Source organism: Salinibacterium sp. NSLL17 (genome assembly GCF_015864935.1).
Lineage (GTDB): Bacteria > Actinomycetota > Actinomycetes > Actinomycetales > Microbacteriaceae > Rhodoglobus.
Genome location: NZ_JADYWH010000001.1, coordinates 31,623 through 44,639, shown reverse-complemented (window position 1 = coordinate 44,639; position 13,017 = coordinate 31,623). Strand labels below are relative to the sequence as shown.

The 13,017-nt window shown below is 61.9% G+C and carries 11 protein-coding genes and 2 tRNA genes; 11 read left to right on the top strand and 2 right to left on the bottom strand.

Annotation, left to right across the window (positions count from 1 at the left end; genetic code table 11):
* Positions 1-19: 19 nt before the first annotated feature.
* Positions 20-985 (top strand): prephenate dehydratase, encoded by a 966-nt coding sequence (pheA, locus tag I6E51_RS00235; protein ID WP_197109064.1) that lies wholly within the window; start codon positions 20-22, stop codon positions 983-985.
* Here the strand turns inward: pheA and I6E51_RS00230 are convergent.
* Positions 969-2,084, bottom strand: coding sequence for a diacylglycerol kinase family protein (locus I6E51_RS00230; protein WP_197107054.1), 1,116 nt, complete (start codon positions 2,082-2,084; stop codon positions 969-971). The genes pheA and I6E51_RS00230 overlap by 17 nt on opposite strands.
* Before the next feature lie 37 nt (positions 2,085-2,121).
* Between I6E51_RS00230 and serS the strand changes: the two genes are divergently transcribed.
* Positions 2,122-3,387: a serine--tRNA ligase gene (gene serS, locus I6E51_RS00225; RefSeq protein WP_197109063.1), complete on the top strand. Its 1,266-nt coding sequence runs from the start codon at positions 2,122-2,124 to the stop codon at positions 3,385-3,387.
* Positions 3,384-4,205, top strand: a complete 822-nt coding sequence (locus I6E51_RS00220; RefSeq protein WP_307783729.1) for an HAD-IIB family hydrolase — start codon at positions 3,384-3,386, stop codon at positions 4,203-4,205. The genes serS and I6E51_RS00220 overlap by 4 nt, the downstream gene beginning before the upstream one ends.
* 88 nt (positions 4,206-4,293) lie before the next feature.
* On the opposite strand, the gene I6E51_RS00215 is transcribed toward I6E51_RS00220, so the two are convergent.
* Complete coding sequence (locus I6E51_RS00215; RefSeq protein WP_197109062.1) at positions 4,294-5,613, bottom strand: aspartate aminotransferase family protein; 1,320 nt, start codon at positions 5,611-5,613, stop codon at positions 4,294-4,296.
* Between the two features lie 131 nt (positions 5,614-5,744).
* Here I6E51_RS00215 and I6E51_RS00210 point away from each other — a divergent pair, with 131 nt between their 5' ends.
* The 8 genes from I6E51_RS00210 (at position 5,745) to I6E51_RS00175 (ending at position 12,949) form a co-directional block, all read left to right on the top strand.
* On the top strand, positions 5,745-7,346 hold the full coding sequence (locus tag I6E51_RS00210; RefSeq protein WP_197109061.1) for a PucR family transcriptional regulator: 1,602 nt from the start codon (positions 5,745-5,747) through the stop codon (positions 7,344-7,346).
* 88 nt (positions 7,347-7,434) lie between these two features.
* Positions 7,435-7,519: transfer RNA gene (locus tag I6E51_RS00205), tRNA-Ser, on the top strand.
* A gap of 45 nt (positions 7,520-7,564) precedes the next feature.
* Positions 7,565-8,854 (top strand): LCP family protein, encoded by a 1,290-nt coding sequence (locus I6E51_RS00200; RefSeq protein WP_197109060.1) that lies wholly within the window; start codon positions 7,565-7,567, stop codon positions 8,852-8,854.
* Between the two features lie 65 nt (positions 8,855-8,919).
* Positions 8,920-9,008, top strand: a tRNA-Ser gene (locus I6E51_RS00195).
* 81 nt (positions 9,009-9,089) lie between these two features.
* Positions 9,090-9,695: a nucleoside/nucleotide kinase family protein gene (locus I6E51_RS00190; RefSeq protein ID WP_197109059.1), complete on the top strand. Its 606-nt coding sequence runs from the start codon at positions 9,090-9,092 to the stop codon at positions 9,693-9,695.
* Between the two features lie 44 nt (positions 9,696-9,739).
* Positions 9,740-10,279, top strand: a complete 540-nt coding sequence (locus I6E51_RS00185) for a YaeQ family protein (RefSeq protein WP_197107060.1) — start codon at positions 9,740-9,742, stop codon at positions 10,277-10,279.
* Between the two features lie 57 nt (positions 10,280-10,336).
* Positions 10,337-10,873, top strand: coding sequence for a redoxin domain-containing protein (locus I6E51_RS00180; RefSeq protein WP_197109058.1), 537 nt, complete (start codon positions 10,337-10,339; stop codon positions 10,871-10,873).
* 180 nt (positions 10,874-11,053) lie between these two features.
* The gene (locus I6E51_RS00175; RefSeq protein WP_197109057.1) at positions 11,054-12,949 is read left to right on the top strand and encodes a DUF1800 domain-containing protein; all 1,896 of its coding nucleotides are present in this window, start codon (positions 11,054-11,056) and stop codon (positions 12,947-12,949) included.
* Positions 12,950-13,017 lie beyond the last annotated feature (68 nt).

Genomic DNA, 13,017 nt, shown 5'->3' with positions numbered 1-13,017 from the left:
GGCACCCTAAACTCGTGTCATGACTTCGACGCCGCACCCCGACACTGTGAGCTACAGCTACCTCGGGCCTGCCGGAACCTTTACGGAGGCCGCCCTTAAGCAGGTTCCCGAAGCGGTGGGTGCCCACTGGAAGAGCGTCAACAATGTTGGCGAAGCTCTCGACGATGTCACTAATGGCCGCAGCACTGCCGCGATGATCGCGATCGAAAACTCCATCGATGGTGGCGTCAGTGTGACTCAGGATGCGTTGACCACCACCCCCAATCTGCGGATCTTGGGCGAATACTTGGTTCCCGTGAATTTCGTGCTCGTGGCCAGACCAGGCACGACGCTCGCCGACGTGACCACCGTCAACGCGCATCCGGTCGCCTATGGGCAAACTCGGCGCTGGCTCGACGCAGAGTTGCCGCAACACGGCTACATTCCCGCGAGCTCCAATGTTGCTGCCGCGGCATCGTTGCTGGAAAACAGCATTGCGGATGCCGCAGTCGCCCCGCCCGGCATCACCGAGCACTACCCGCTCGAGGTTCTCGCCGAGAACATTGCCAACAATCAGAATTCTGTGACGCGCTTTGTGCTGGTCTCGTCGAACACCGAACTGCCTGAGCCGACCGGTGCTGACAAGACGAGTGTGATCGTCGAACTCCCCGACAACGCTCCTGGTCGCTTGCTCGAAATGCTTGAGCAGTTTGCGACGCGCGGCGTCAACATGAGTTTGATTGAGTCGCGACCGATTGGTGACGAGCTCGGTCGCTACCGTTTTGTCATCGACCTTGAGGGGCACATCCTCGATGAACGAGTGGCAGATGCCCTACTCGGTCTCAAGCGCTTCAGCCCGAACGTGATTTTCTTGGGCAGCTACCCGCGGGCCGACAAGCTCGCCACCACGGTGACGCCGCGCTATGGCAACGACGTCTTTGTGGAGGCGCGTGATTGGTTGCGGGCCATCACCGCCCGTGAGCCTTCGGCTACTCGCGAGCCGTAGCCTTCTTGCTGAGCGCTTTGGCTTGAGCGGTCGTGCGTGCGGTTGTCCGGGCAGTCGCGCGGGCGTGTGTTCGCGCCTGCGATTGAGCTTTGGAGTGCGCCCTCACTTCGGCACGGGTGTGCACCTTCGGCACCCGCATGATGAGGGCGCCGGGTTCAACCCACGCGTGCACTGACTTGGCGAGCCCGAAGTCGTCTCCGTCGAGCTGGAACTCTTCGGGGGTGTCGACAATCATGTTGAGGTCACTGCCCTTGGCGTAGCGAACGTCGCGCACGTCTTTCGAGAGGTCGATGATGCGGCGGCCGATGACGCTCTTGCGCAGCACACCGTTCTCCCACGCGATCTTGTTCCAAATGTTGAGCCAACCAAAGCGGCCGCGGGGCACGAGGGCTGCCATGTCGAGGATGCCGTCGTCGGGTTGGGCTTCCGGCAGCAGAAGCAGCCCGCCGGGCAGCGATCCGCAGTTGCCGATAATCACGGTGTGGGCGCTGAGCGAGCGGTTGGGGCCGCCATCCACGCTGTACCGCAGTTTTACGGGCCTCAGTTCGGGGATGGATCGTGCAATGCCGTCGACATACGCCAACCAGCCGACAGCTTTCTTCAGCTTCGTGCTCGTGTTCTTGATCATCCTGGCGTCGAGCCCGAGGCCGGCCATTACCAAGAAAGCGTGCTTTTCGTGGTCGTTATTGTCGCGCACGATCTCGACCATGCCGAGGTCGATGGCGTGGTCGGCGCCGTGGAAGGCCAGTTCGATGCTGTCGCGGATGCTGTTCGTCGGAAGCTCAAGGTTGCGGGCGAGGAGGTTGCCGGTGCCTGCCGAGACGACAGCCATCGCGACTCCGCTGCCGCCCAGGGCCTCGGCCACAGCGCGCACGGTGCCATCGCCGCCTGCCGCGATGACGACAGTGGCTCCCCGTCGGATGGCGCTGCCAGTGACGTTTTGGCCGGCATCCTTCACGGTCGTAGAGAACCAGATCGGCGCTGCCCAGTCGGCTGCCTTTGCGGCAGCAGTGACCATCTTCTTGAGCTTCGCAAGATCGACCTTGATGGGGTTGTAAACAACCGCAACTTTAGGTTTTGAGTTTCGAGGGGTGGGCACAGATAAACGCTACGCCATGAATCGGTAGGCTGTAGGGGTGATTGACCCCCAAATTCTTAGAGAAAACCCTGAAGCCGTGCGGCAGTCGCAAATCGCGCGCGGAGCTTCGGTCCAGTTGGTCGACGACGCTATTGCCGCCGACCAGAAGCGTCGCGCCAGCATTGGCGAATTCGAGGCATTGCGGGCCGAGCAAAATAGCTTCGGCAAGAAGGTCGCTCAGGCGCCATCCGAGGAGAAGAAGGCACTCGTCGCTGAGGCGCAGAAGCTGGCCGCTCGGGTAAAGGCTGCTCAGGTGGTTTCGACTGAGGCGGAGGCTGAGTTCACTCGCATCGTCGGTTCTCTCGGCAACATCGCTGTCGAAGGTGTACCTGTCGGTGGCGAGGATGACTGGGAGCTCGTGCGCGAAGTGGGCACTCCCGCAACCTTCGACTTTGAGCCCCGCGACCACGCCGATCTCGGCGAAATCCTGGGAGCCATCGACATCCCCCGTGGCGTGAAGGTTTCGGGCAGCCGGTTCTACTTCCTCAAGGGTGTTGGAGCGCGACTCGAAATCGGCCTCATGAACATGGCCCTCGATCGCGCTATCGCTGGCGACTTCATCCCGCTCATCACGCCAACGCTGGTGCGCCCAGAAATGATGGCCGGCACCGGGTTCTTGGGTGAGCACTCCGACGAGATTTACTACCTGCCCGCCGACGACTTGTACCTCACGGGTACGAGTGAAGTGGCGCTCGCCGGGTACCACTCTGATGAGATCCTCGATCTGTCGAGGGGCCCGCTGCGCTACGCCGGTTGGTCAACCTGTTACCGCCGCGAGGCCGGTTCTGCGGGCAAAGACAACCGCGGCATTCTGCGCGTGCACCAGTTCAACAAGCTCGAGATGTTCAGCTACGTGCTGCCCGAGAATGCTCAGGCCGAGCACGAACGGCTGCTGTCGTTCCAAGAGTCGATGCTGCAGGCGTGCGAGCTCAGCTACCGCGTGATTGATGTTGCCGGTGGCGACCTCGGTTCGAGTGCTGCTCGCAAGTACGACATCGAGGCCTGGGTTCCCACTCAGGGCACCTATCGCGAACTCACTTCCACCTCGAACTGCACGACGTACCAGGCGCGCCGTCTCGACACCCGCTATCGCACCGAGTCGGGCAAGACTGCCCCGGTAGCGACCATCAACGGAACTCTTGCAACCACCCGCTGGCTGGTTGCCATTCTTGAAACCCACCAACAGTCCGACGGGTCGGTCGTGGTGCCGCAAGCACTTCGCCCGTACCTGGGCGGCCTTGAGATTTTGGAGCCAATCGCGTGACAACCGCAGCACAGGATGACCGCTGGATGATCGCACTCGACATCGACGGCACTGTGCTGCTCGAGTCGGGCGAGATGAACGACTCCGTGATTGCGGCGGTCGCGAAGGTTCGGGATGCCGGCCACGAAGTCATGTTGGCCACCGGCCGTTCGGTCGCCATGACGCTGCCCATTCTGCACAAGTTGGGCCTGAAGCCGCAGTACGTGGTCTGCTCCAACGGGGCGATCACGCTCAAGCGCGATCCGCTGGGCGAGGGCGGCTACGCTCGCGAATTTGTGGAGATGTTCAACCCCCAAGAGGTGCTCACGAGCATCAAGAAGCACTTGGGGTCGGCGAACTATGCGGTCGAGGATGCGACGGGCAAGTTCTTCGTCAACGGCAAGTTCCCTGATGGCGCCCTCGGCGCCATCAGCGAAGATGTGGCCTTCGAGGAGCTCGTGAAGGTGCAGGCCACGCGTGTTGTTGTCATTTCTCCGCAGCACCAGGTTGACGATTTCCTCTCGGTTGTCGAGAAGATGGGCCTTCACAAGGTCAGCTACAACGTCGGCTGGACGGCCTGGCTCGACATCGCGCCCGATGGGGTCAACAAGTCGACGGCGCTCGAAAATGTGCGTTCGCGTCTTGGCATCCCGCGCACGCGAGTGCTCGCTATGGGCGATGGTCGCAACGACATCGACATGCTCGAATGGGCATCACGTCACGGCCGCGGCGTCGCGATGGGGCAGGCTCCGGATGACGTGCGTGCGGTGGCCAATGAGGTCACCGAGAGTGATGTCAACGACGGTGCCGCGCTCATTCTTGCCGCGTTCGACGCGTAACGCGCCGGTTTAGCCGAGCCCAAGCCCGAACGCCGGGCCCGGCCAAACCACCCTTTTCTGCGCTGAACCCCTTCGGCGCAGAACTCTGTTAGAGCTCGCTGAGCGCTTCGTCGTAGATCGCCATGGCCCGAGCAACTTCCTCGGGAGTCACGACGGCCGGCGGTACGACGTGGATGCGGTTGTCGGCGATAAACGGCAGCAGCCCGCGCTTGACGAGCGCGCCCTTGATCTTGCCCATGTCTGCGGCGCTCAGCGGTTCGCGGGTCTCACGATTCGCGACGAGCTCGAGGGCCCAGAAGACTCCGCTTCCACGAACATCGCCGATGCAGTCGTGCTTCTCGGCGAGAGCGGCAAGGCCGGGGCCAATGTGGTCGCGACCGATCATGGCTGCATTCTCGATGATGCCTTCCTCTTCCATCGCGGTGATGGAGGCGACGATGGAGGCGGCAGCGAGCGGGTGGCCCGAGTAGGTGAGGCCGCCGGGAAAGACGCGCTCGTCGAAGGTTGCGGCGATCTCGTCGGAGATGATGACGCCACCGACGGGCACGTAGCCGGAGTTGACACCCTTGGCGAAGGTGATGAGGTCGGGCTTGACGTCGAATGCTTCGAACGCGAACCAGTTTCCGGTGCGGCCGAAACCAACCATGACCTCATCGAGGATCAGCAGGATGCCGTACTTGTCGGCGATGGCGCGAACGCCAGCCATGTAGCCGGGCGGCGGTGTCAGCACGCCGGCGGTGCCGGGAATGCTCTCGAGCAGGATCGCGGCGATTGACTCTGCACCCTCAGCTTGGATGGTGCGCTCAAGGTGGTGCAGGGCGCGCTCGGATTCTTGTTCGGGGGAGTCCGACCAGAATTCGGAGCGGTACTCGTAGGGCCCAAACACGTGCACGTGGGCGCGCGCGTATTCGTTGGGGATACGGCGCCAGTCGCCAGTAGCGACGACGGCTGATCCGGTGTTGCCGTGGTACGAGCGGTAGCGCGAGATGATCTTGTCGCGACCAGTGTGCAGGCGGGCCATGCGCATGGCGTTCTCGTTGGCATCCGCTCCACCGTTGGTGAAGAAGACCTTGTTCATGCCTTCGGGTGCGTGGTCGGTGATCTTGCGGGCTGCTTCACCGCGGATGTTGATGGCGTGTGCCGGGGCGACGGTGGCCATGATGTCGGCTTGTGCCTTGATGCCGGCGATGACGGCCGGGTGCTGGTGGCCGATGTTGATGTTGACGAGTTGGCTCGAGAAGTCGAGGTACTCGTTTCCTTCGTCGTCCCAGACCATGCTTCCGAGGCCGCCTTCGAGCACGAGCGGTTTGAGCGCGCCCTGTGCTGACCAGGAATGGAATACGTGGGCGCGGTCGAGCGCGACAGTGTCGGCGTTGCTGTGCTGGGGTGTTGCGGGCGCGGAGTTCATAGGGCACCTTTCATGACGGAGCTGATGTCTCCACTATCGTCCGCCCGCAATCGCCTGTGGCTGCCAATATGTATACCGTCGGGCCAATAGTTCGACATAATGTGACAACAGGGCGATGAGCGGAGAACCGGATGCTCCCGACGATTGAATGGCTGCTCACGAAGCGCACGCTGCGGCTCAGTGCGCTCGAGGCCGGCACCCCTACGCAATCCCGCGAAAGCCTGATCGCCAACACCGCGCTCGCGTCGCGAATGACCGCTCCTATTACGTGGGTGCACAGCTCCGATCTCGATGACCCGACGCCGTTCCTCAGCCGTGGCAACGTCTTGCTCACCGATGGCGCGCAGTTCGGTTTTGGTGCGGATGCTGAACGTTACGACTACGACTCTTATGTGGGGCGTCTCATCGAGGCCGGTCTTGTGGGGCTCGGCTTCGCGACTCACTTTCTGCATCAGGGAATGCCGACCGGGCTTGCTGCAGCGTGCGCGCGGGCTGGCTTCCCTCTCATCGACGTTCCGGATCGCGTTCCTTTTATTGCGGTCATCCGCGAGGTGGCCGACCAGATCGCGGCCGAGCGTAGCCGTCGAATGGCCTGGTCGATCGCCGCGCACAAGGCGATCTCGTATGCCGCCCTCAAGCCCACGGGCCTGCGGTCAACCCTCATCGAGCTTGAGCGCCAGCTTTCCTGTTGGGTGGGGCTCTTCGATGCGACTGGTCATCCGGTTCCTGTTCCGGGGCAGCAGCGATCTGGCGATCGTTTTGCGCAGCCGGTGCGGGATGAGGTGGCGCGGGCGCTGCGCAAGGGCAGCCGGTCATCCACGGCCCTCACGCTCGATTCGGGTCAGGTGACGATCCAGACCCTCGGCCAAAATGGAGAGTTGCGTGGAGCACTCGCCCTCGGTCGCGGAGTGCCGCTTGACCGTGCCGAGAATGAACTGGTGACGAGCGTGATCGCGATGGCAACGCTCGCTCTGGAACAAAACCGCACTCTGGATGCAACGCGTGGGCAGCTGAGGTCGTCGTTGTTGGAACTGGTGCTTGCCGGCAACCTCGGCGCAGCGAGGGCAATCGCGAGCGAAGTCTGGGGAGCATTTCCGGTGGAACCGCTGAGCGTCGTGGTGATTGCGCGGCAAACCCAGAGCCATTTCGTGCTCGATGCGCTCGATGTACTGGCCCTCGACGCTGACGGTCGTGCCTTCTTTGCGGTCCGCGGCGATGTGCTTGTGGTGCTCGTCGAGGCTGCAGCTCAGCGGGCAGCTGGCGGGCCCACTGAACAGACCGACGTGCAGCGCGAGGTGGAACAACTCATCACCGACCACGATCTCGCAGCGGGCAGTGCCGCGGCCACCGACTACGCGGCCTTGACCGTAGCGCTCGGGCAGGCATCCAGTGCTCTCCACTCCCGCGGTGGCCGTGCTGGCCTCACCGATTTCGCCGAAATTGCGGACACCGGGATGCTCGGGGTGCTGCAGTCTGCTGGTGCTGAGCGGGTGGCGCACCGGGTCCTCACGCCGCTCACCAATTTCGATGCTGAACAGGGGGCTGCCCTCGTGGAGACGTTGCTGTCCTGGTTTGCGAACGATTGTTCGTGGGGTGCGACCGCGGCGAAGCTCGGTGTTCACCGGCATACGGTGCGCTCGCGCATCGACCAGGCGGCGAGCATCCTGAATCTCGATCTGGAGTCCTTCGAGGGGCGACTTGAGGTGTGGGCGGCTCTTCGGTTGCGCGAATAGACCTCTCTACCCCCATTTCGAGCCTTCTAGCCTGCCATTCAGGTACGCATTGCGGGCATCAGATACACTCTGAACTTGCGTCACGCAAGGAGGGCTGTCCGAGCGGCCGATGGAGCCAGTCTTGAAAACTGGTGGGCAGAAATGTCTCGTGGGTTCGAATCCCACGCCCTCCGCTCCGCGTGTCATGTTTTGTTTCCGGTAATAGAAAGGGGAGTGCGATGAGTGAACTTCGTCCGCGCTCAGAGTTGCGTTCGCGCTCTGTCGACCGCACTGGCTCTAAGAAAAAGCCCGAAGTGCAAGGCCTGGCACGTCACGGTCGGTTGAAGAAACCGGGACCGTGGGGTTCGATTGCCAAGGTCGTTGCTGCAACGCTCGCCGTCCTTTTGGTGAGTGGCGCGGCCGTAGGAGCCGTTGCCTTCGACAGCATTTACGGTCAGCGCGACACTGTTGCGCTCATTGGCGAGACCGAAGGCCCGCCGCCCCAAATCGGCAGCTTTGAGGGTGGCTTCAACATTCTCATTGCAGGTAGTGACACGCGTGCAGATCAGGGCGGAATCGGCGGAACAGTTGAGGACGCTTCTGGCGAGCTCAATGACGTCAACATGATTTTGCACGTTGCCGAAGATCGTCAGTCCGCTGTAGCAATTAGCTTTCCGCGCGACATGGTCATGGGCATCCCCGAGTGCCCGAGCCTTGACGGTGACTACAACAAGTACTACTCGACTGAGCCCCTCAATACGGCGCTTTCCTACGGTGGCCTTCCGTGCGTAGTTCTGACACTTTCTGAATTCACCGGCCTCGATATCCAGTTCGCCGGAATCATCACCTTCGACGGCGTTATTGAGATGACGAACGCTATCGGTGGCGTTGACGTCTGTGTGGATGGGCCTCTCGTCGACCCGTACACCGGGATCGATCTTCCCAAGGCGGGCACGTACAACCTCAAGGGTTGGAAGGCTCTCGCATTCTTGCGTTCACGTCACGGCGTTGGCGACGGTAGTGACTTGACCCGCATCAGCTCGCAGCAGGTCTACCTCTCCTCGCTCGTGCGCACACTCAAGAGTTCAGACACTCTCAGCGACTACAAGAAGCTGTACAACCTCGCCGATGCTGCCATCACCAACATGCAGCTCTCGAACAGTCTCGCGGATGTTCCGACCATGGTGTCGATCGCTCTCGCGCTGAAAGACATTCCCCTCGAACGCGTTCAGTTCGTGCAGTACCCAGGCGGCACTGGCGGAACGGGCGTGTACTCGGGCAAGGTTCAGCCCAACGAGTACCTGGGCAACCAGATGATGGAATTCATCGCTGCCGACCAACCGTTCAGCCTTGAAGAAGCCGGCGACGGTGTTGGCGCGATCCTCGACCCCAACGCTCCCGAAGCCGAGGCTACGCCAGAGCCAACTGACGGCGCTACGGCAGCACCGGTTGAGGAAGATCTTCCCGTTCTCGACATCCGCGGTCAGAACGCTGCTGACTACACGTGCTCGGTAACCAACAACTACTAAATCAGTCGATTTGTGGCTCGGTTCGTCGTTCCGCTCATGAGCGGTTATGATTGCTGAGTACGTCTGGAGACGTCGCATAGTCCGGCCTAGTGCACCACCCTGCTAAGGTGGAGTACCCGTAAGGGTACCGAGAGTTCAAATCTCTCCGTCTCCGCTCTGCGAAGAAAACCCTTGATTTTTCAAGGGTTTTCTTGCGTTAAGCGCCACCACATTTTTGCCAGCGTGAAGGGACCTCGTGGAGACCTACACTGTCGCCGAAGCTGTCGCGCGAATTGGCGTTCTTGCCCAGCGCGACACAACCGTGCCCTTTCTGCTCGGCATGGTCGGGCCGCCAGGCGCGGGCAAATCCACTTTCGTTGAACAACTCGCGGCGCCCATCCTCCCGATGGACGGTTACCACTTCGCCAATGAACACCTTGACCGACTAGGTCTTCGTTCGCGCAAGGGTGCCCCTGACACTTTCGATGCCGCGGGCTTCGCCTCAACATTGCGCCGGCTGCGTTCGGGCGAGACTGTCGTAGCTCCGCGGTTCGATCGCGACCGCGATGCTTCAATTGCTGGCTCGATCCTTCTCCCCGGTGATGCCCCGTTGATTGTGACGGAAGGCAACTACCTTCTCCACGACCAAGACGGCTGGGGTGCGATTCGACCGCTACTCGACGAGGTTTGGTATCTCGACATCGACGATGATCTGCGTCGAGACAGGCTTATCGCTCGCCACCGACGCTACGGGCGGTCGGCGACGGATGCGGCCCGCTGGGTTGCCGACGTCGACGAACCCAATGCCGTGCTCATCCGCACGACGCGTGACCGAGCCGACGCCGTCGTCACGGCAACGTAAAGGCTGGCTGGCGCCGTCGCATCCACAGGCTAGGCTCGGGCGTTATGGCAACTGGCGCAACGATCCACACCTTCACGGTGCAACTGGCAGATGTGGATCGCGGTGTCTACGACGACTTCACGCTTCGCGTGGCACGGCATCCCTCTGAAACCGATCTGTACATGATTACTCGGGTTCTCGCGTACTGCCTCGAGTATGAAGAGGGCATCGTGTTTAGCGAGGGAGTCTCGTCGACCGATGAACCTGCGGTGCTCGTGCGCGATCTCACCGGCACGATTACGGCCTGGATTGAAATCGGGGCACCGGATGCTGCGCGACTTCACTACGGCAGCAAGCTGGCCGACAGGGTCGCCATCTACACGCACCGCGACCCGGTGAAGGTTGCTGCTCCCTGGGCGGGCAAGAAGATCCACAACGCAAGCGAGATCGTCTTCCGCAGCTTTGATCCCGGTTTCATCGAGGATGCTGTGGCCGCTCTCGAACGACGCAACGCCGTCACCCTGTCGGTGACGGAGGGGCAACTCTATTTGGAACTCAACGGCACGACGGTGAGTTCGGCGCTGCACACCCACGACGTCGAATAAATAGACGTTCACGACGTGGCGGAATGAATGCGGCCCACCACTATGTTGGTCTAGAAGATGACTATTCTGCCGCGCACCCAGCCTCCTGCCCTTTCGCTGCCCCTCGCGCGAGGCGGCACCATTGAGGATCTCGCGCTCGGCACGGGCGTTGACGGGCGCTTCACTCTCATCATTTTCTACCGCGGCTTGCACTGCCCGGTGTGCCGCAAGCAGCTTCGCGAACTTGACGACAACATGGATGCGTTGCGTGAAGCCGGGGTGGGTCGCGTCGTGGCCATCAGCATGGACACCCTCAAGCGCGCCACGATATCGATCGAGGATTGGGAACTCAGTCGGCTTCCGATTGCTTATGGGCTGAGCGAAGAGCAGGCTCGCGAGTGGGGTCTCTTCCTCTCGAGCGGTTTCAAGAAGGGCGAACCGGAGCTGTTTAGCGAGCCGGGCATGTTCATTCTTGACGCCGACAACACCGTGTTCTGGAGTACTGTTTCCAGCATGCCTTTCGGTCGGATGCCCGTGAAGGCCATCATTCATGGTCTCGAGTACGTCACCGAGACCGATTATCCCGCGCGCGGAACGGTAGCGCCCGCGCACTGAGTCGTGCACGCCTCGTTCGGCGAAAGTTTTTCACAATTACCCGCGTGTCCCCCTGATGGGGGTAGACAGAGGGGTGTTTCTCGCCATAAGGTCGATGCTGAATCGTTATTCAGTAGTGCGTGTAGGGCTGTCGAAACCTAGTCGGCAGCAGCGTGCGTGAGCCCGACGAAGGACTTTGGCGTGAATCCTCCTGTAGATCCCGACGTACGTCCGCGAGGTGACGGCGAGGCTCTACTCGCTCGCCGCATGATCATCACGAGTGGTGTCGCAGCGCTTGCCGCTGTGGGCGCGGCCGCGGCGAGCAGCGCCGCATTCGGCCCCGCGAGCACAATCTCGCTGCTTCCCGACGGGGCGAGCCCTCCCGTCACGCCTCCGTCGACAGGATCTGCTCCCCGCAACACTCCGGTGCCGACCACTCCGACGCCGAGCGCGACATCCACGAAACCGCCGGCCACGAAGAACCCGACCGGGGGCACGAACCCACCCGCGACTCAAGACCCGCGTTCACCGGCAACGGCAAACCCGCCGGCCGACCGCGACCAGAGTTACGCAAACCCGGGTGCGGGAACGGGCACAACACCTCGTGCCGACACGCCATCGGCCGCGAAGCCAGCGACCAAGCCAACCCCGCAGAAGGGTTCAACGGCTCCCGAGTTCGTCTCCACCGGCGTTGCAGACAACGACCAAACCCACGCCCATCTACTGGCGCGTGCGACGTTTGGCCCCCGCAGCAGCGACTTCGTGGATGTGTCAACCATGGGGATCGACAAATGGTTGGGTGCCCAGCTCGCTCCGGCATCCATCGCAGACCCGGATGGCGATGCCGCGTGGGCTGCCTTCCCGCTGGCAAAGTCGTCCACCGCTAAAGTGCGCTCGTCGGTTAATCAGTACAGCTGGGATGCCGCACGACAGACGGGTCAAGCGACTCTGGCTGCTCAGGTCTTCAGCAAGCGCCAGCTCTTCGAGGTTGTTGTTGACGTGTTCTCGAACCTGCTCAATGTCACGACTCCGTCGGACAGCGTCTGGGCTACCGGTCCCGACTATGCGAACTCGGTTATCCGGGCGAACGCTCTCGGCACCTACGCCGCCATGTTGCACGCGGCGATGCGGCACCCCGCCATGTTGACCTATCTCAACAACGAGAAGTCGAACAAGGTAAACGTCAACGAGAACCTCGGTCGTGAGCTGCTGGAGCTGCACACGCTGGGGGTCGCCTCCGGTTACACCGAGGGCGATGTGCGCAACAGCGCCATGATCCTCTCGGGCCGTGGCATTGATTACGAGACCGGCGAATTTCGCTATCGCGCTGACCGACACTATGTCGGCCCCGTAGCCACCTCGTTCTTTGCCGACGAGAACGCGACCGCTGAGGGCGGGCTCGACATGGGCGACCGTTATGTGAGTGTGCTGGCGCACCATCCGGCAACAGCAGCAACGGTTGTCAGAAAACTCGCGGTTCGTTTCGTCTCGGATTCACCGCCCCAGGCCCTGCTCGACCGTCTGGCTCAGACGTACCTCGACAATGACACCGCGATCCTTCCGGTGCTCAAGCAGCTTTTCGCCAGCAACGAGTTCTGGTCGGCAATCGGCGAGAAGGCACGGCGTCCGCTCGAAGATGCGGTGGGCTCGGCTCGTGCCGTTGGTGCCAAGCCCAGCGACAAGCTTGCCGATGGTGCCAAGAATCTTTACTGGGTTCTGCAGAATCTTGGTCACGCGCCGCTCACGTGGACCCCACCTAACGGATTCCCCGACGTCACGGGAGCGTGGCTTTCTGCCAGCCAGACGGTCTCGCGCTGGAATCTGCACCGGAGCCTGACCGGTGGCTGGATGAAGGGGCTTACTCCGCCAGCCAAGCTCAGTGAAGAATTGGCTCCCACCGTGGGCCAGTCGAACTCTCAATGGATCGACAGCATTGCTCAGCACATGATCGGCCGTCCGCTGAGCGACACCCATCGTGCGGTGCTGCTGTCCTATCTCGGTGCCGATGGTTCGGCCGAGGCCGAGGCGGGCGATGCGTGGCAAGTTCCGGCTCTCGCGGCGCTCGTGCTCGACTCGCCCTATTTTCAATTGCGCTAATCAACCGCGCTAATCAACCGCGCTGACCCGCATTACCCTCCCCAGTAGCTCGAACCCGACTCGAGAAA

Bases quoted from the DNA above. Each gene is read 5' to 3' on its own strand.
- pheA (WP_197109064.1), top strand. From the start codon at position 20: ATGACTTCGACGCCGCACCCCGACACTGTGAGCTACAGCTACCTCGGG.
- I6E51_RS00215 (WP_197109062.1), bottom strand. From the start codon at position 5,613: ATGAACTCCGCGCCCGCAACACCCCAGCACAGCAACGCCGACACTGTC.
- I6E51_RS00210 (WP_197109061.1), top strand. From the start codon at position 5,745: ATGCTCCCGACGATTGAATGGCTGCTCACGAAGCGCACGCTGCGGCTC.
- I6E51_RS00200 (WP_197109060.1), top strand. From the start codon at position 7,565: ATGAGTGAACTTCGTCCGCGCTCAGAGTTGCGTTCGCGCTCTGTCGAC.
- I6E51_RS00185 (WP_197107060.1), top strand. From the start codon at position 9,740: ATGGCAACTGGCGCAACGATCCACACCTTCACGGTGCAACTGGCAGAT.
- I6E51_RS00180 (WP_197109058.1), top strand. From the start codon at position 10,337: ATGACTATTCTGCCGCGCACCCAGCCTCCTGCCCTTTCGCTGCCCCTC.